This window comes from Rhodothermus marinus (assembly GCF_009936275.1).
Taxonomy (GTDB): domain Bacteria; phylum Bacteroidota; class Rhodothermia; order Rhodothermales; family Rhodothermaceae; genus Rhodothermus; species Rhodothermus marinus_A.
The window spans coordinates 93,251-110,003 of record NZ_AP019797.1 but is presented as its reverse complement, the minus strand read 5'-3'; the positions used below and the strand labels follow the sequence as shown (position 1 = coordinate 110,003).

16 protein-coding genes are annotated in these 16,753 nt (G+C 64.7%); 6 read left to right on the top strand and 10 right to left on the bottom strand.

The genetic code is table 11. The features are described 5' to 3' along the window. The first annotated feature begins 283 nt into the window (after positions 1-283). The 4 genes from prpB (at position 284) to GYH26_RS00495 (ending at position 5,620) form a co-directional block, all read left to right on the top strand. Positions 284-1,210 (top strand): methylisocitrate lyase, encoded by a 927-nt coding sequence (gene prpB / locus GYH26_RS00510; RefSeq protein WP_161540047.1) that lies wholly within the window; start codon positions 284-286, stop codon positions 1,208-1,210. A gap of 11 nt (positions 1,211-1,221) precedes the next feature. Then, positions 1,222-2,355: a bifunctional 2-methylcitrate synthase/citrate synthase gene (locus GYH26_RS00505; protein WP_012842621.1), complete on the top strand. Its 1,134-nt coding sequence runs from the start codon at positions 1,222-1,224 to the stop codon at positions 2,353-2,355. 422 nt (positions 2,356-2,777) lie between these two features. Continuing rightward, entirely contained in the window at positions 2,778-4,832 is a 2,055-nt protein-coding gene (locus GYH26_RS00500) for a zinc-dependent metalloprotease (protein WP_161540046.1), read from the top strand. Positions 4,833-4,912: 80 nt separating this feature from the next. Next, entirely contained in the window at positions 4,913-5,620 is a 708-nt protein-coding gene (locus GYH26_RS00495; protein ID WP_161540045.1) for a hypothetical protein, read from the top strand. 91 nt (positions 5,621-5,711) lie between these two features. Here the strand turns inward: GYH26_RS00495 and GYH26_RS00490 are convergent, their stop codons facing one another. The 10 genes from GYH26_RS00490 to GYH26_RS00445 form a co-directional block, all read right to left on the bottom strand. Next, complete coding sequence (locus GYH26_RS00490; protein WP_242006503.1) at positions 5,712-6,215, bottom strand: hypothetical protein; 504 nt, start codon at positions 6,213-6,215, stop codon at positions 5,712-5,714. Beyond that, positions 6,212-6,760 (bottom strand): carboxymuconolactone decarboxylase family protein, encoded by a 549-nt coding sequence (locus GYH26_RS00485; RefSeq protein WP_161540044.1) that lies wholly within the window; start codon positions 6,758-6,760, stop codon positions 6,212-6,214. Before GYH26_RS00485 ends, GYH26_RS00490 begins: the two co-directional genes overlap by 4 nt. Positions 6,761-6,842: 82 nt before the next feature. Beyond that, positions 6,843-8,093, bottom strand: coding sequence for a hemolysin family protein (locus tag GYH26_RS00480; RefSeq protein WP_161540043.1), 1,251 nt, complete (start codon positions 8,091-8,093; stop codon positions 6,843-6,845). After that, positions 8,093-8,890, bottom strand: coding sequence for an enoyl-CoA hydratase/isomerase family protein (locus GYH26_RS00475; RefSeq protein ID WP_161540042.1), 798 nt, complete (start codon positions 8,888-8,890; stop codon positions 8,093-8,095). Before GYH26_RS00475 ends, GYH26_RS00480 begins: the two co-directional genes overlap by 1 nt. Further along, the gene (locus GYH26_RS00470; protein ID WP_012842614.1) at positions 8,887-9,225 is read right to left on the bottom strand and encodes a hypothetical protein; all 339 of its coding nucleotides are present in this window, start codon (positions 9,223-9,225) and stop codon (positions 8,887-8,889) included. Before GYH26_RS00470 ends, GYH26_RS00475 begins: the two co-directional genes overlap by 4 nt. Before the next feature lie 8 nt (positions 9,226-9,233). Next, positions 9,234-10,151: a hypothetical protein gene (locus GYH26_RS00465; RefSeq protein WP_012842613.1), complete on the bottom strand. Its 918-nt coding sequence runs from the start codon at positions 10,149-10,151 to the stop codon at positions 9,234-9,236. Next, on the bottom strand, positions 10,151-10,558 hold the full coding sequence (locus GYH26_RS00460) for a hypothetical protein (protein WP_161540041.1): 408 nt from the start codon (positions 10,556-10,558) through the stop codon (positions 10,151-10,153). Before GYH26_RS00460 ends, GYH26_RS00465 begins: the two co-directional genes overlap by 1 nt. Position 10,559: 1 nt before the next feature. Then, entirely contained in the window at positions 10,560-11,345 is a 786-nt protein-coding gene (locus GYH26_RS00455; protein WP_161540040.1) for a PspA/IM30 family protein, read from the bottom strand. 100 nt (positions 11,346-11,445) lie between these two features. After that, positions 11,446-14,211 carry a M16 family metallopeptidase gene (locus GYH26_RS00450; RefSeq protein WP_161540039.1) on the bottom strand — a complete coding sequence of 922 codons (2,766 nt, stop codon included), beginning with the start codon at positions 14,209-14,211 and terminating at the stop codon, positions 11,446-11,448. Between the two features lie 115 nt (positions 14,212-14,326). Next, positions 14,327-14,509, bottom strand: a complete 183-nt coding sequence (locus GYH26_RS00445) for a hypothetical protein (RefSeq protein ID WP_161540038.1) — start codon at positions 14,507-14,509, stop codon at positions 14,327-14,329. Positions 14,510-14,630: 121 nt separating this feature from the next. On the opposite strand from GYH26_RS00445, the gene GYH26_RS00440 reads away from it, so the two are divergent. Continuing rightward, the gene (locus tag GYH26_RS00440) at positions 14,631-15,548 is read left to right on the top strand and encodes a 3-methyladenine DNA glycosylase (RefSeq protein ID WP_161540037.1); all 918 of its coding nucleotides are present in this window, start codon (positions 14,631-14,633) and stop codon (positions 15,546-15,548) included. 65 nt (positions 15,549-15,613) lie between these two features. Further along, the gene (locus GYH26_RS00435) at positions 15,614-16,612 is read left to right on the top strand and encodes a potassium channel beta subunit family protein (protein ID WP_161540036.1); all 999 of its coding nucleotides are present in this window, start codon (positions 15,614-15,616) and stop codon (positions 16,610-16,612) included. The last annotated feature ends 141 nt before the right edge of the window (positions 16,613-16,753 follow it).

The window sequence follows — 16,753 nt, the reverse complement described above, 5'->3', positions numbered from 1 at the left end:
GACGCTTTTCCGTAGACCATTCCTCAGGGAGCTGCGCACCGGTCACCGAGGCATCACCAGTTCAACCCTTGCGTCATGGTGCATCTTCGACGGCTACGCCCGGGCCTTTTCCTGATCGTCTTCGCCCTGCAGACTGCGCTGGCCCAGACGCCTGCTTTTCGCTCACCACGCTTCAAAAAAGCGCTTTTCCAGAAAAGTTTGCCCTTTACAATCGGTCGCCAGGAAGCATTTCTCCGGCGATTCGTTTAGCTTAACGACACGTGCAACGGATCGAGAAGCCACCATGCTGTTTGCCACGACGCCTCCGGAAGCGAAGCGCCGGGCGCTGCGCGAAGCACTTCGGAGCGGCCGCCTGTTGCGATTCCCGGGCGCTTTTTCGCCGCTGGTCGCCATGCTGATCGAGCGACTGGGCTTCGACGGCGTCTACATTTCGGGTGCCGTCCTGTCGGCCGATCTGGGACTGCCCGACGTCGGCCTGACCACGCTCACCGAGGTAGCCTGGCGAAGCCGCCAGATCGCCCGCGTCACCAGCCTGCCGGCCATCGTGGACATCGACACGGGCTTTGGCGAGGTGCTGAACGTGGCCCGCACCGTGCAGGAGCTGGAAGAGATGGGACTGGCCGGCTGCCATCTGGAAGATCAGGTCAATCCCAAACGCTGCGGCCACCTGGACCACAAGGCGCTCGTGCCCGTCGAGGAAATGGAGCGCAAAGTGCGGGCGGCCGTGCAGGCCCGCCGCGACCCGAACTTCCTGATCATCGCCCGCACCGACGCCCGGGGCGTCGAGGGCCTGGAGGCGGCCATCGAACGCGCTCGCGCCTATGTGGCGGCCGGCGCCGACATGATCTTCCCCGAAGCACTTCAGTCCGAAGAAGAGTTCGCCGCTTTCCGGAAGGCGCTGCCCGACGTGCCGCTGCTGGCGAACATGACGGAGTTCGGCAAGTCGCCGCTGCTTTCGGCCGAGCGCCTCGAAGCGCTGGGTTACAACCTGGTGATCTATCCCGTCACCGGACTCCGTCTGGCCATGAAGGCCGTCGAGGAAGGCTTTCGCCACCTGCTGGAGGCGGGCACCCAGGAAGCCCTGCTCGACCGCATGCAGACGCGCAAAGAACTCTATGAACTGCTTCAATACGAGCGCTACACGGTCTTCGACCAAAACGTGTACAACTTCCGCCTGGAGGAGACAACCTCGTCATCCGAAAACCAATAGATCGCATACCCATGGCCGAGACGACCGAAGTAAAAAAAGGACTGGCCGGCGTCATTGCCGACGAATCGGCCATTTCGAACGTCATTCCCGAGAAGCGCGCGCTCTATTACCGGGGCTATCCGGTGCACGAGTTGGCCGAAAAATGCCGCTTCGAGGAGGTGGCCTACCTACTGCTCTACGGCGAGCTGCCCACGCGGGCACAGCTCGAAGCCTTCGAGCAGGAGGAGCGAAGCCAGCGCGCACTGGATGAAACCGTCCATCGCCTGCTGGAGCTGATCCGGACAGACGCCGCCCCCATGGACGTGCTCCGCACGGCCGTCAGCCTGCTCGGCGCGAACGATCCGGAGGCCACTGGCGCCGACATCGACACGATCCGCCGCAAAGCCATCGGGCTGATGGCCAGACTGCCCACCATCGTGGCGGCCGACCGCCGGCGCCGGCACGGCCTGGACTTCATCCCGCCGCGCGAGGACCTGACCTTCGCCGAGAACTTCTTCCACATGTACTTCGGCGAGGTGCCCGACGCCGAGGTGGTCAAGGCCTTCGACGTGTCGCTGATTCTGTATGCGGAGCACAGTTTCAACGCCTCCACCTTCACGGCCCGCGTGATCACCTCGACGCTTTCGGACTACTACAGCGCGATCACGGGTGCCATCGGCGCACTTAAAGGGCCGCTGCACGGCGGGGCGAACGAAGAGGTCATGCGTATGCTCAAACCCTTCCGCTCGCCGGAGGAAGCCCGTCGGTGGGTGGAAGAGGCCCTGGCCCGCAAGCAGAAGATCATGGGCTTCGGGCACCGCGTCTACCGCTACGGCGATTCGCGCGTGCCCATCATGGAGCGTTACACGCGCCGGCTGGCCGAGCGCCTGGGCTTCCAGAACCTCATGGCCATCTACGACGCCATCCAGGAAGTCGTCGTGCAGCAGAAGGGCATCTACCCGAACCTGGACTACCCGACCGGTCCGGCCTACTACATGATGGGCTTCGACATCGAGACCTACACGCCGATTTTCGTGATGAGCCGCATCACGGGCTGGTCGGCACACGTGATGGAGCAGCTGGCCGACAACCGGATCATCCGGCCGCTGAGCCGCTACGTGGGGCCGCCCGAACGCCCGGTGCCACCTCTGGAAGCGCGGGGATGAATGCGCAATCTGTGGGTTGAAGTGCGCTCAAGATCGTCAGGTGACCAGACCACAAACGTTCTGGGAACCGATGCGCGCGCGTCATCAGACACGAGGCGCGGCCGGAGCGGCGTTTCAACGTATGCCCTCCGGCCGCGCTGCTATGCCTTCGGCAGACACGTCTTTTAGAACGCACCTCTCGAAATCGCCGGTCACGAACCCCGGCCGGTCTTTTGCCTGACAGGCTTCATCCAAAAAGACTATGCTTTCCCGAACGGAGACGCTTTTTTTGCCCTTGACAGTAGCTCCCGGATGTTATTTCTTTCTCAACGTCCACGGCGACGTGGTGGCTTTTCCGTCACCGGCCGTTCTCGGTTGACCGGAATCCTTTCACCAACCGAAAACGGAGGACGCCATGCAAGCGACACGTCTTACCCCCCCCCATGCTCCTACTGGGGCTCTGGCTGGCGCTGAGCACGACGCTGCAGGCCCAACCGGTGCCGCTCTTTGAAGAAGTGGCGGCTTCGCTGCAGGCGCTCGGGCCGCAGGCACAACAACGCCACCAGGTATTGCAACGCCTCCCGATGGTGACGCAGCTTCAGGTGGTGCGGCTTCCGGCGCAACTCTGGCGCTATCGTTCATTCGAGCTGGCGGTGAACGCGGCGGGGCGGCTGGTGCCGGGCCGGGGCAAAGGACTTGGCACGTTGACGGTGCGGCGCGGGGAGCTTTCGGTGCTTTCGGAGGAGGCGGTGGCCTGGAACGGGCGGATTTACGTGGGTATGGACACGTCGGAGGCGGTGGGCGAGGTGTCTTTGGTGGTGTTGCGGACGGGTGCGGTGACGGGCCAAGTGCTGCTGGGCGATGCGGAGTACTGGGTGCGGCCGCTGGGTGGTGGGCTGCACGCACTGGTGACGATCGACCCGTCGAAGTATCCGAAGGAGCGGCCGACGAGTCCGTACCATGACGGTGGTGGCCCTGGCGAGGCGGGGTTGAACGATGCGGCGGAGTCGGTACAGCCCGAGAAAGCCGTAGAGCATGAGACACAGGCGACCTCGATGGGAAGCTGCGCGCAGGAGGAAGCGGCGGCTGCAGGTGCGGTGGTGCAGAGTCGTTGTAGTCCGGAGGTGGTGCGGGTGCTGGTGCTGTACACGCCGGCGGCGGCGCAGGGTCGGGACATTGACGGGATCATTTATGCGGCCCTGAACGACGCGAACCAGGCCTATCGCAACAGCCAGATCAACAACCTCGAACTCCGCCTCGTCCACAAACGGTCGTTTAGTTTTACAGTTCAAAGTATTCCTGAAGATGACGTTGAGCGATTAGCAGGCGATGCGCAAGCGCGAGCGTTGCGGGACCAGTATCAGGCGGACGTGGTGGTGCTGCTGATCGACAATAATGAAGGCACCGGAGATTGGACAAGCACGTTCGGCGTGGCCGGTGCCATTCCACACGGAAGCTCGGGTGAGGCGATTGTCAATGTGAGCGAGGTGAACCAGAAGGCCTACGCGATCGTGAAGGTGGGCTATGCCAGTGGTGGCCGCTACACGCTGGCGCACGAGATCGGGCACATCCAGGGGGCGCAGCATCACCCGGACGATCCGATCGATCCGCAGGGCATCCCCTATGCGCGGGGGCACCGGTTTGTGGCCCCGGTTATTCGGTGCATCAATGATCCGCCCTATGGCCGCCGGTGTTTTCAGGAGTACACCTACAATGCCACGGTCATGGCCTACACGCCCTGGCCGTATGTGCGTATCAAGCACTTTTCAAATCCCGAGGTGATGTACTACGGTGTCTTTACGGGTCGGTCGGATCGGAACAATGCGCGCGTGTTGCGGGAGACGGCCGACATGGTGGCCGACTTCCGGGATCCGAACGAACTGCGGGCCACGTTTTTCTACACGTCGGACAACTTCCCCTACGAGGGCAGCTACACGTTCACGGCGCAGCCCTGCGGCGGGCGGGGCACGCTGAGCTACCAGTGGCGCAAGTGTGCCGATCCCTTCACCTGTGGGCCGGTGCTGGGCACTGGGGCGACGTTCACGACCTATCTGGCGCCGGGATCGAACTACATTCAGCTAACGGTGCAGAGCAGCGCGGGGCAGGCGTACACCGTGTTGCGGGAGGTGTACGTGCTGGATTCGAGCTGTGGAGAAGAGATTTTCTGTGCGCAGGCGGTGGGTGGTGATACGCTGCAGGTGGTGCAGGAGCGGTTGTCGGCGGAGCGATTGCCGGCGGAGCCGGAGCTTGAGGGGTTGTATCCGAACCCGGCGGGGGATCGGGTGGTGGTGCGGTTCGGGTTGCCGGAGGCGTCGGAGGTGGAGCTTATGGTTTACGACGTGCTGGGTCGGGCGGTGGTGCGTCGGCGGCCGGGTCGCATGGAGGCGGGCTGGCATCGGGAGGTGCTGATGACAGACGAGTGGCCAGCGGGACGCTACGTGGTGGTGCTTCGGGTTGGGGATCGGACGCTTAGCAAGACGCTGATGCGGATTCGGTAAGCCGCGGGGCCGGGGTCAGACTTGGCCCCGGTCCTGTCGGTTCGGAGCAGGAAAACCGGAACTGAAAGCTGGAGGGCGCGATGCGGTGCTACTGGTTGGGCTTGCTGGCGCTGGTGGGTTGTGGGTTGCTGGGGGCAAAGGAGGAGCGGCGTGAGGCGCTGTTGGAGGTGGAGGCCTACGCCGAGATTACGCTCAACGGTCAGCCCTGGCGGCCGGACTCGACGCTCGGTAAAATAGAACTGCGGCCGCCGGAGGCTTTCGGCCCTGGAACCCTTCCACCCGCTTACCTTCTACTGTCCTTTATTGTGCGCGATCCCACACCGGAGCTGCCTTTCTACGAAGCCAAGCTGCGGCTTCACATCTGGGAAAGACCACCGCGGACAGACACGATCTACTACCTTTTCAACTCGCATCCTTATATGCGAGAACTCGTTGCCCACGGGACGGAATCAGAGAAGTCGCTGGGCTTAATGGGTAGCTTTGGAGAAGTCGAAGGGGATGTACGTTTGACGAACTACTGGATTGCGCGGGAGGATTCGTTGCGGAGCTGGGTGCGTTTTGATCGGATCGACACGGTGCAGACCGAGCCGTTTCTGCTGGTGTTTTATGAGGGGCGCTTTGAGCTGGTGGTTTCGCCGGTGAGCTGGGATTCGGCCTGGAGTCGGTATCCGAACGAGAAGTTGCATTTTGAAGGGCGATTTCGGGTGCCGGCCGTGCCGTGGGAGTACGTCTATCGCTGCTGGCAGGAGCGCTACTGTCCGCTGCGTGTGCGGCTGCGGACACTTTGAGCGCGGTAATTGGGTTCTGCATCAAAGAACACACGAAAGCCCGGCCTTGTAAAAGGCCGGGCTTTTTCTGTCGGCAAACTGCCGGGATTGCTCAAGCGGTCGCCGAGGCGGTGGCGTTCGTGCTCGGCGCGGCCGCCGGAACCGGGATGAACACGGCCAGCGCAATGGCATAGACCCAGTGGCGCACGAGCGACACAATGGCAAACATGGCGCCCATGGGTCCGTTCACGCCCGCGATGCCCATCCCCAGGAGCGGCGCCATGAACAGCCACACGCCCAGCACGGTCTCGGCGGTGATGTACGTGAACGCCCGCACCCACTTCGAGCCCCAGAGGAAGGGTGCCACGGCCGCATAGATCACGGCCAGCACGACGCCGTTCAGGTAGTGCGCCAGCACGCCGAAAAAGAGCGGTAGGCCGAGCTTGCCGGCCAGCAGCGCCGGAATGTCCCACCAGGTGGGATTGCCCATCATGGCCGAGGCCATCAGGCCGAACAGGTCAAAAAGCAGTGTGCCGACCACGCCGGCCAGCAGGATTCGTTTGATCGGGAAGGATTGATCGCGTCCTCCAAGGTTGGTGATCGAGATTGCCTTCAAACCGTTGTGCTTTCCACCAGGCGCCGGTAGGCCGTGCGCTCGGTGACGGGCCGGAAGACTTCATCCACCGGCGTATGCGCCAGGTGGTTGATGTAGTTCGTAATCGTCTTGACGCCGATGAGCGCGATGATCTCGTAGAGCGCGGCGCGGTCGAGGCCGCGTGCCTCCAGCTCCTGCAACGCGTCTTCGGAGAGCCAGCCGCGACGCTCCAGCACCGTCCGGGTCGTCTCCACGAGCAGCGCCAGCCGCTCGTCTTCCGGAAGCCGCCCTTCCAGAATAGCGTCCACGGCTTCGGGCGCCAGCCCCATGCCGAGCGCGGCGGTGCCGTGCGCCGCCGTGCAGTAATGACAGGCGTTCCAGGCGGCCACGGTGAGTTGCACGATCTGCTGCTCCAGCGGGCTGAGCACCCCCCGCTGCAACGCCGCACCGGCCTGCAGGTAGGCTTCGGCGACGGCCGGATTCGTACGGAGCAACTCCTCGAAAAGCTGCGGGACGAAACCGAACTTTTGCTGAACGGTCTGTCGAATTGCTTCGCGGCGTTCCATCGGCTTTTTTGTTTTGGGTTTCAGAGATACAGGCGCCGGTACCATCCGGCGCCGTCTGTAAGTAGCCGATGGACGCGCGGCGTTACAGGCGCGTGATACGGACCAGTTCGATCCGGTTCTGCGAGGCCTTCAGAATGGTGAAGCGGTAGCCGTCCAGTTCGAATTCTTCCTGCGGCTTCGGGATCGTGCCCAGCTTTTCCAGCAGATAGCCGGCCACCGTGTCGTAGTCGCCTTCGGGAAGGTCCAGGCCGGCCTCGCGGAGTTCGTCGATGTCCACGCGGCCGCTGACCAGCCAGGTGCGCTCGTCGAGGCGGCGGAGCAGGTATTCTTCGTCCTCGTCCACGTCGAACTCGTCCTGGATGTCGCCGATGAGTTCTTCGAGCAGATCTTCCTGCGTGACGAGGCCGGCCGTCCCGCCGTATTCGTCGATGACGATGGCGATGGAGGTGTTCGTCTGGAGAAATTCTTTCAACAGGGCGTGGACGGGCTTTGACTCGGGAACGAAGCGTACGGGCCGGATCATCTCGGCCAGCGAGCTAGGTTGGCGGAACAGATCGTAGGCGAAAACCACGCCGATGATCTGATCGATGTGCTCCCGGTAGACGGGAAGGCGGGAGTAGCCGCTTTCGATGAAGCGCTGGCGGAGCGTTTCCAGGTCGGTATGCTCCTCGACGGCCACGATGTCGGTGCGGGGCACCATGCAGTCGCGCACGCGGAGTTTCTCGAAGGCCAGCGCGTTGGCCAGCAGGCGGCTTTCCGTTTCGTCGAGGTCGCGGGCCGGGGCGGTTTCGGCCTCGACTTCCTGCACCTGCCAGGCCAGTTCCTGCTGCATGAAGGTGGCCACCGTGTCGGCTTCGACCGAGAGCCGCCGCGCCAGACGCTCGGAGACGGCGCGGGCCGGGCGCACCAGCGGCCACAGCAGGTAGGCGGCCACGCGGAGCAACACGGCGCCCGGTTGCACCAGGCGGTTGGCCTGCTCACGGGCGACGGCGGTCGGAAGCAGCAGGCCCCCCAGGTAGAACGACAGGCCGCCGATCAGCACCAGCAGCAACGCACTGCCCCAGGCCGCCAGCGCCGAGGTGAATCCCCGGCCGTGCAGCAGCGGGGTGCTCAGGCCCATCGCCAGCAGCACCTGTGCGAGCGTCAGCCCGGCCAGCATGGTCAGCAGCGGCGTGGCCGGCGCGTCGAGCAGCGCCTGTGCCAGGCGGGCTGTGCGGCTTCCCTGCCGGGCCAGCACTTCCAGCCGGAGCCGGTTGGCCGCCACGAGCGCCGCCTCGGCCCCGGCCACCAGCATGGCCAGCACGAAGGCTCCGATCAGCAACAGGACGGTCATCAGCGCCCTTTGAAGACAGGTTTACGCCGGTTCAGAAAGGCGTCCACGCCTTCGCGAAAGTCCTCCGTGCCGCACGCCTGGCCGAAGAGCGCGGCCTCCAGCCGGAGGCCCTGCCGGAGCGGAAGGTCGCTCTGGCGCAACGCTTCGAGGGCCAGCGCCACCGCCACCGGTGCCTTCGAGGTGATCTTCTGCAACAGCTCGCGGGCTGTGTCCAGTAGATGCTCGATGGGCACCACGCGATTGACCAGCCCGATCTCGAAGGCCCAGCGGGCGCTGATGCGCTCGCCGGTCAGGATCAGCTCGGCGGCCAGGCCGCGGCCGATCAGGCGCGGCAACCGCTGCGTGCCGCCGTAGCCCGGAATCAGCCCCAGGCTCACCTCCGGCTGGCCGAACACGGCGTGGTCGGCCGCCACGCGGAGATGACAGGCGATGGCCAGTTCGCACCCGCCGCCCAGTGCATAGCCGTTGACGGCAGCGATGACCGGCTTGGGCATTTCCTCGATCCGATTGAAGACGGCCTGCCCGTAGAGCGCGAAGCGGTGGCCGCTGAAAGGATCCAGTTCCCTGAACTGCTGAATGTCGGCCCCGGCACAGAAGCTCTTCTCACCGGCGCCCGTGATGATCACGCCCTTGACCGCCTCGTCCTGCCGGGCCTGGCGGATGCACCGGTCCAGCTCGGTCAGAACCTGATGGTTGAGGGCGTTGTGTTTATCGGGACGGTTGATCGTGATCAGCGCGAAACCGTCGCTGTCCACTTCGTAGCGGACGGTCTGCAGCGCGGTCGTTTCGGTACTCATTCGGTCTGCGGGGTTTTGTTCGGCGGGTCGCTCTTTTCAAACCCGAGTTGCCGGGCGCGTTCCAGATCGGCCTCGGCGATGCGGGCATAGTGAACGGCCGCGTAGGACGGCGCACCGCATACGGCGATGACCGCCAGATGCTCCACCCACACATCGTAGACGCGCACGCCGGCCGCGGCCAGCAGCTCCCGGGTGTCCGGGGGCGTGTAGGTTTCGTCGCTGCACTGGCGACCACCGGTGAATTCACGGGCCACCCAGATCGTCGGCGGCTCTTCCAGGACGGGCGCCCACATCGAGCAGCCACTCAGCAGCGCAAGCAGGAGCAGACGGTACATGGTCGGTTTCAGGAACGCTGACGCTGACGGCGAACCGCTTCGGGCGGGGTCTTTTCGGAAGGCTCCGTCGCCTCCGATTCCATACGGGGCGGCTCCAGTTCGGCCGAGAGTTCGCCCAGCAGCGCCGACGGCGAGGCGAACACGTCCTCGATCTCGGCCACGGCCGCTTCCGTTTCCTCCACCTCGCTGAGCAGCGTATCGAGCTGGAAGGTGATCTCCTCGGGATTGCGGAGCGTAAGCGACTGTTCGTGGATGTAGCGGATCACGTCGTCGATCGTGTCGAGCTGCGCTTCGATGATTTCCAGGTTTTCCCGCACCTTCTTGATGCGGGCAAGTCGCTGCTCCAGGATGCGCCGGCGGCGCTCTTTGATGGCCCGCACGCGCGGCGCATCGTCGGCCATGTCTTCCTGCAGCGCCTGCAACGCCTCGACCAGCTCGTCCTCGGAGGTCTGCGCCAGGTAGAACTCGTAGCGTTCCTTCTGATAGAGCAGGTTCAGGTAGGAGCGAAGCAGCTCGTCGATCTTCTGCAGGTGGCTTTCGAGCAGGCCCTGCGAGGCGTAGCTGAGCTTCTGATAATTGGCGCGGATCTGTTTTTCCAGGTTGCGGAGCCGGACGTAGCGGCGCTGACTGCTGCGGCTCAGCAACTGAAACAGTTCCTTCTGCGAGGGCGGACGGGCATGTTCGGCCGCGCGCCGGGCACGCACCGCCCGACGAAACCGTTCCTGGCGGGGCATGATGCCCAGGTAGAGCAGCTCCAGGGCGGTCGTAAAAAGCAGCACGGCGTCGAAGAGCCAGTCGGGGCTGTCGGTGAAGCTGATGCCCAGGGCGGTCACCAGCGCGGCGATCAGGAACGTGAGGTTCCAGGGATGCAGAAAGGCTTCGCGCGTGTAGTTGATCGGTCGGTCGTTCATGCCCGTGGTTTCCATCACGATCCGGGAGGACGAAGCCGTCCCAGTGTTTTTTCGGTGCGCGCTTCAGCCGGGGTGGACGAATCGGCCGCGGCGGAGGTTTCGGATTCGTCCCGGAGCTGGCGGAGCAATTCCTGCGCCCGACGGCGGGTCCGCTCCGGATCGAGCGCGTCGTCGGGCGGAGGTTCGTGTCCTTCGAGGGCCAGTTCCAGGCGTGCTTCCTGGTAGGCCGTCTCCAGGGCCAGGCGTTCCAGCGCCTCGTCGTGGGCGGCCAGCGTCGCCTCGGTCTGGCGCTCCAGGCGGGCCAGCGCTTCGTCGATGGCCCGGCGACGTCGGAGCAGCCGCACCGCCTCCTTCAACCGACGAAGGGCGCGGAGGTGCTCCTTTTCCGCCTCTTTGAGTCGTTGATAGTCTTCCGGGCGCATATCAGCGGGTACGCTGGCGGCCGATGGTTTTCGTCTCTTCCGGTTCGCGGGCCTGTTCGGAAGCTTCCTGCTCCGCCTCGCGGGCGGGCGACTCCAGCGCCGGCTTCTGCTCGGGCTCCAGCAGCCCCATTTCCAGCTTGAACTGGCGCACCAGCTCGGCCGCCCGGAGCGCTTCGGCATCGGCTTCGATCTTCAGCGCGTCGGCATCGACGCTGTCGAGCGCCAGCTCCAGGCGCGCCTCGCTCCGGGCCGTCTCCTCGCGAAGACGCTGGACCATCTCCTCGTGCGTCTGGTCCAGTCCGCCCACCTCGAACTGCTCCAGCGCGTCGGCCACCTTCGCCTGCCATTTGGCCCGCTCGTGGGCGCGAAGGGCTTCTTTCGCTTCCTGAATCTTGCGTTCCTTTTCACGAAGGAAGGCCTGCTTCACCTGGAGCGCCTTCTCGTAGGCGGCCTCGGCGTATTGCAGTTGTTCTTTCGTGCGCGCCAGCGTTTCCTTGGCCTTCTGAAGCTGGATGGCATACTGCTGCGCGATGTCGTCGCGGCCGGCCTGAATGGCCGCCTTGATGCGGGCCACCAGCCGCTCGATCTCCTGCTCGTTACGCCGCACCTCCTTCTGGAGCAGCAGCACGTTCGCCTTCACCGTGGCGATGTTTTCGTTCATCTTCGGGATCTGATCGTTCAGCTCCCGGATGTTCTGCTCCAGAATGAGGCGGGGATCTTCGAGCGCGGAGATGGCCCCGCCGAAGATCGAGCGAATCCACCGTTTGAATCGGGCCCAGAGCGACATGGCGATACCCTGAATCTGTTGAAAATTTTGATTCTGTTTGTTTTACCCCGCGAAGGGGTCCGGGTGCCCGCCCGACTTCCGGACGGGCACCCGGTGGGTGTTATTCGGAAAGCGAGGCCAGCAGGTTGCCCTCGGTGTCGATCAGGTACACGGGCCCGAGCTCGAGCTGGCGGATCTCGTCTTCGATGCGGCTGCGGTCGCCCACCACCACCCAGACGAGCCGGTCCGGGTGCAGCACCTCACGGGCGGCCGCGTTGACGTCCTCGAGCGTGAGCGCCCGCACGGCGTCCGGATAGGTCCGCCAGTAGTCGAGCGGCCAGCCGAACTGCACCACGTAGCTCAGGTCGTCGAGGATCGCGTTGGCCGTCTCCCAGCGACCGGGGAGGCGGAGCGTCAGGTTACGCTGCACCTTGTCCAGCTCCTCGGGCGTGACGGGCTTCTGGCCGTTGACGATACCGTCCAGCTCTTTCTTGATTTCGAGCATGGCCGGGGCCGTCTTGTCGGTCTGCACCGGGGCGTAGACGATGAACGGCCGCGGCCCTCGTGCGCTCATCAGCATGCTCCGGGCGCCGTAGGACCAGTGCTTGTCCTCGCGGAGGTTCATGTTGATGCGCGAGGTGAAAGCGCCACCCAGCACGGTGTTCATGGCCTTGATGGCCAGCTCACGCGGATTGGCCTCGGGCGGCGCCACGTGCCCGGCGAAGATGATCGACTGCTCCGACCCGGGCCGGTCGATCAGGTACACCACCGAGCGATCCTTCTGCGGCACGTCCTGGATATTTTTCTGCGGAACGTCGCCGGGATTCCATTCGGCGAGGAGGCGCTCCAGCTTCGGAAGCAGCTCGTCCATCGTGATGTCGCCCACGACGACGAGCGTGGCGTGGTTCGGCTTGAACCAGGTCTGGTGGAAGCGCACCAGGTCGTCGCGGGTGATCTGCTGCACGGATTCCGGAGTGCCCGAGCCCGTGAGCGGAAGGCCATAGGCGTGGTTTTCGCCGTAGAGCAGGCGCGGGAAGACGCGGAGCGCCATCTGTACGGGCGAGACCTGCTCGCGCTGGATGGCCACGAGCTGCTGCTGCTTGAGCCGCTGAAAGTCGGCCTCCGGGAAGGCCGGGTGCAGCACGACGTCGGCAAACAGCTCCAGCGACGGGTCCAGCTTATCCCGAAGCGCCGAGAAGTAGACGGTCGAGACGTCCAGGTCCGAGCCGGTGCTCAGCCGGGCGCCCAGGCGGTCCAGCTCGTCGCTGATCTCCAGGGCGGTACGGCTGGTGGTGCCTTCGTCGAGCATGTTCATGGCGAGCGTGGCCGTGCCCGGTCGCGCGAACTGGTCGGCCGCATAGCCGGCGTCCAGGATGAGCTGGAAGTTGACCACCGGCACGGCGTGACGCTCGACGAGCAGCACCTTCAGGCCGTTCGACAGCGTGGCCTGCTGCACCTCGGGGAAGGACACTTCGGGCGGCGTGCCCACCGGCGGAAGCTGCGAACGGTCTACGTCTTCGCCGCTGGCCTGGAGTTTCGGATAGGGGTGCACCTCCAGCACGAAGACGCCGTCGCTGAGCCACTTGCGGGCGGCCTCCAGCACCTGCGCGGGCGTGGCCTGCTGCATGCGCCGGAGCGTCACCTTGTAAAGACCGGGATCGCCGCCATAGACCTCGTACTGCGCCAGGATGTCGCTCTTGCCGCCGAAGCCGCCGATGCGCTCCACGCCCCGGATAAAGCCGGCGATGAAATCGGCCTTCACCCGCTCCAGCTCGTCGGCGGTGGGTCCTTCCTGCAGGAAGCGCGCCAGCTCTTCATCGACGGCCTGCTCCACCTTCTCCAGCGGCACGCCGGGCCTGGCCGTGGCGATGATCATGAACTGGCTGCCGATCTCGCCGGTGTAGACGAACGCATTGACGTCCGTGGCGATCTGGTCCGTGTAGACGAGCCGGCGGTAGAGGCGCGAGGTCTTGCCGCTGGCGAGCACGTCGGCGGCCAGGTCCAGGTAATCCCGCTCCGGATGGCCCCACTCCGGCACGTTCCAGACCTTATAGAGCCGCGCCTGCGGGACGCGGTCTTCCATCGTCATGCGCTGCTCGCCCGTGCGCTTGGCCACCCAGGCTTTGGGTTTGGCCAGCGGCGGCCCCGGTGGGATCGATCCGAAGTACTTTTTCACCTTCTCCAGGGCCGTCTGCGGGTCGATGTCGCCCGCAATGACGATGGTGGCGTTGTTGGGGCCGTAGTAGGTCTTGAACCACTCGTGCACGTCCTCCAGCGTGGCCGCGTCCAGATCCTCCATGTAGCCGATCACCGGCCACGAGTAGGGATGTCCTTCGGGATAGGTGTGCTCAGCGATAATGTTGAAAACCTTGCCGTAGGGCTGGTTTTCGCCCTGACGCTTTTCGTTCTGGACCACGCCGCGCTGCTCGTCGAGCTTGGCCTGGTCGATGGCGCCCAGCAGATGGCCCATGCGGTCCGACTCGAGCCAGAGCACCAGATCGAGCGCGTTGACGGGCACCGTCTGGAAGTAGTTCGTGCGGTCCCGGTTCGTGGTGCCGTTCAGGTCGGTGGCCCCCACGCGCTCGAGCGCCTGGAACCAGTCGTCATTGAAATGCTCCGAGCCGTTGAACATCAGGTGCTCGAACAGGTGGGCAAAGCCCGTGCGCCCCGGTTTTTCGTTTTTCGAGCCGACATGGTACCAGATGTTGACGGCCACAATGGGCGCCTTGTGGTCCGGGCTGACGATGAGCGTCAGCCCGTTGTCGAGCACGAACTTTTCGTAGGGGATCTCGACGGGGATGTCCGTCGCCTCCTCGGTCTGGGCAAAGGCCGGCATCGTGCAGAGCAGAAGCAACAGGCCGGCCGAAAGGCGTCGTAGCAGGTTCATGGCGGTTGGTGGTCTGGTTTGATCGAAGCTCCTTTACGAAGCGCATCGCGCGGCGGTTACGCCGCCGGAGAGAAAGGTACGAATCGTTTCGTACAAAAGTACGACGGTCTGGGCCCTACAGCAAGCGGTCCAGTTCTTCCAGCAGCCGTTCCTGAGCTTCGGGCGAGAGCTTGTCGGCATCGACCTCGCCGGGCCGGACGGCGGCCGGCTTCGGACGCGGGTGCAGGCGCGAAAGCACCCACGCAAAGGCGCCGGTAGCCAGCGCCGAAAGCAAAAGGGCTCGGAACACGCGTTTCATGAGCGCAACGGTTTCTTTGTGAACAGGAACGTCCTGCAAAAGGCAACGCCGGGATCCGAAGCGGGTTCGGTTTTTTAAACGACGGCGTGGCGCGCGCTGGTATGCAACCGAACGCTTGCCCATGGCCGGACCGCCTATCCATACCGTGCTGACCGAAGCGGAAGCCCGTGCGCGGGCGGCGGCGCACGAGGCGCGGCTGCGTCCGGTGCTCGATCCGTACCTGGCCGCCCGGCGCCGGGGCGCTAAGCAGCCGGTGATGGACTTCCTGTTCGAGTACTACACGTTCCGGCCGAGCCGGCTGCTGCGGTGGCGTCCGGGTCTGGGCGTGGCCGTGCAGGGCGCCGAGGCCCGCCGGTGGCTGGAGGACCCGGACTTTGTCGAGACGCCGAAGGGCGTCACCGTCGATCCCGGCCGTTTTCCGGCGCACCGCATTCCGTCGCTGCGCTGGGTGGTGACGTTGCTGGAGCGAACGGCCGCCCGTCGGCCCCATCTGGGCTGCTGCGGCATGCACGAGTGGGCCATGGTCTACCGCACCGAGCGTCCGCGCCACGCACACGTACCCCTGCGCATGGACCCGGACGCGCTGGCCGCCTTTGTCGAATCGCACCCCATCACCTGCACGCACTTCGACGCCTTTCGCTTCTTCACCGAAGCGGCGCGTCCGCTCAACCGCTTTCAGCCCACCCGCGACACCATCCACGAGCTGGAGCAGCCCGGCTGCCTGCACGCCAACATGGACCTCTACCGCTGGGCCTACAAGTTTTACCCCTGGGTGGGTAGCGATCTGATCGCAGACGCCTTTCTGCTGGCCTGCCGCATCCGCACGCTCGACATGCAGGCCAGCCCCTACGACCTGCGGGCCTACGGTCTGGAGCCCATCCCCATCGAGACGCCCGAGGGACGCCGCCGCTACCGCGCATTGCAGGAGCAGTTCTACCGCGAAGCGCAACCCATCCGCCGGCGCCTGCTGCAAACGCTTCGCACGCTTCTTGAACTTGCCGTTACGAATGCCCCGACGACCGCCGACGGGGTTGCATAAACGGCCGCGCCGTTGCAAACTGATCGACGGGTTTGTTTCTGTTCACTAACCCGAGGATCAGGACGATGGAATACCGGCATCTGGGACGCTCCGGGCTGAAAGTGTCGGCGCTATCTTTTGGCGCCTGGGTGACGTTTGGCGATCAGATCGATGAGGGACTGGCCGAGGAGTGTATGCACGCCGCCTACGAAGCCGGCGTGAACTTCTTCGACAACGCCGAGGCTTATGCCGGCGGCAAGGCCGAGATCATGATGGGCAACATTCTGAAGCGCTCCGGCTGGAAGCGCTCGGACCTGGTCATTTCCACGAAGATCTTCTGGGGCGGCAAGGGGCCGAACGACGTGGGCCTGTCGCGCAAGCACATCATCGAGGGTACAAAGGCGGCGCTGGAGCGGCTCCAGCTCGACTACGTGGACCTGATCTTCTGCCACCGGCCCGATCCGGAGACGCCCATCGAGGAGACCGTCTGGGCCATGAACTACGTGCTGGATCAGGGCTGGGCCTTCTACTGGGGCACGAGCGAATGGAGCGCCGAGCAGATCCGCTACGCCTACGAGTTTGCCCGCCGCGAGCACCTGATTCCGCCCACTATGGAGCAGCCCCAGTACAACATGTTTCACCGCGTGCGCGTCGAGCGCGAGTACGCGCCGCTTTACCGCGACTATGGGCTGGGGCTGACCACCTGGAGCCCGCTGGCCAGCGGCATCCTGACGGGCAAGTACAACGAGGGCATTCCCGAGGGGAGCCGCATGAGCCTGCCGGGCTACGAGTGGCTGCGCAAACGGCTGGAAAGCGAAGAGGGGCGGCGCCAGATCGAAAAGGTGCGCCGGCTCATGCCGATCGCCGAAGAGCTGGGCTGCACGATGGCGCAACTGGCCATCGCCTGGTGCCTGAAGAATCCGAATGTGAGCACGGTCATCACGGGCGCCTCGCGGCCCGAGCAGGTGCACCAGAACATGCAGGCGCTGGAGGTGGCCCGGCGCCTGACGCCCGAGGTCATGGAGCGCATCGAAGCCATTCTCGAAAACAGACCCGAGCCCGAGATCAACTGGCGCGAGCGGTGAGGCGTCAGCGCCCGACTGTTACGCATAGAGCCAGGATAGCCCACACTTTCGGGAAACTGCGCTTTCTGGTTGGCTATTTTAAACCAGAAGGTGCATGGTCTCGTGCGTCCTTACGCAGGCACCGGGACCCGCCCGCCTGAT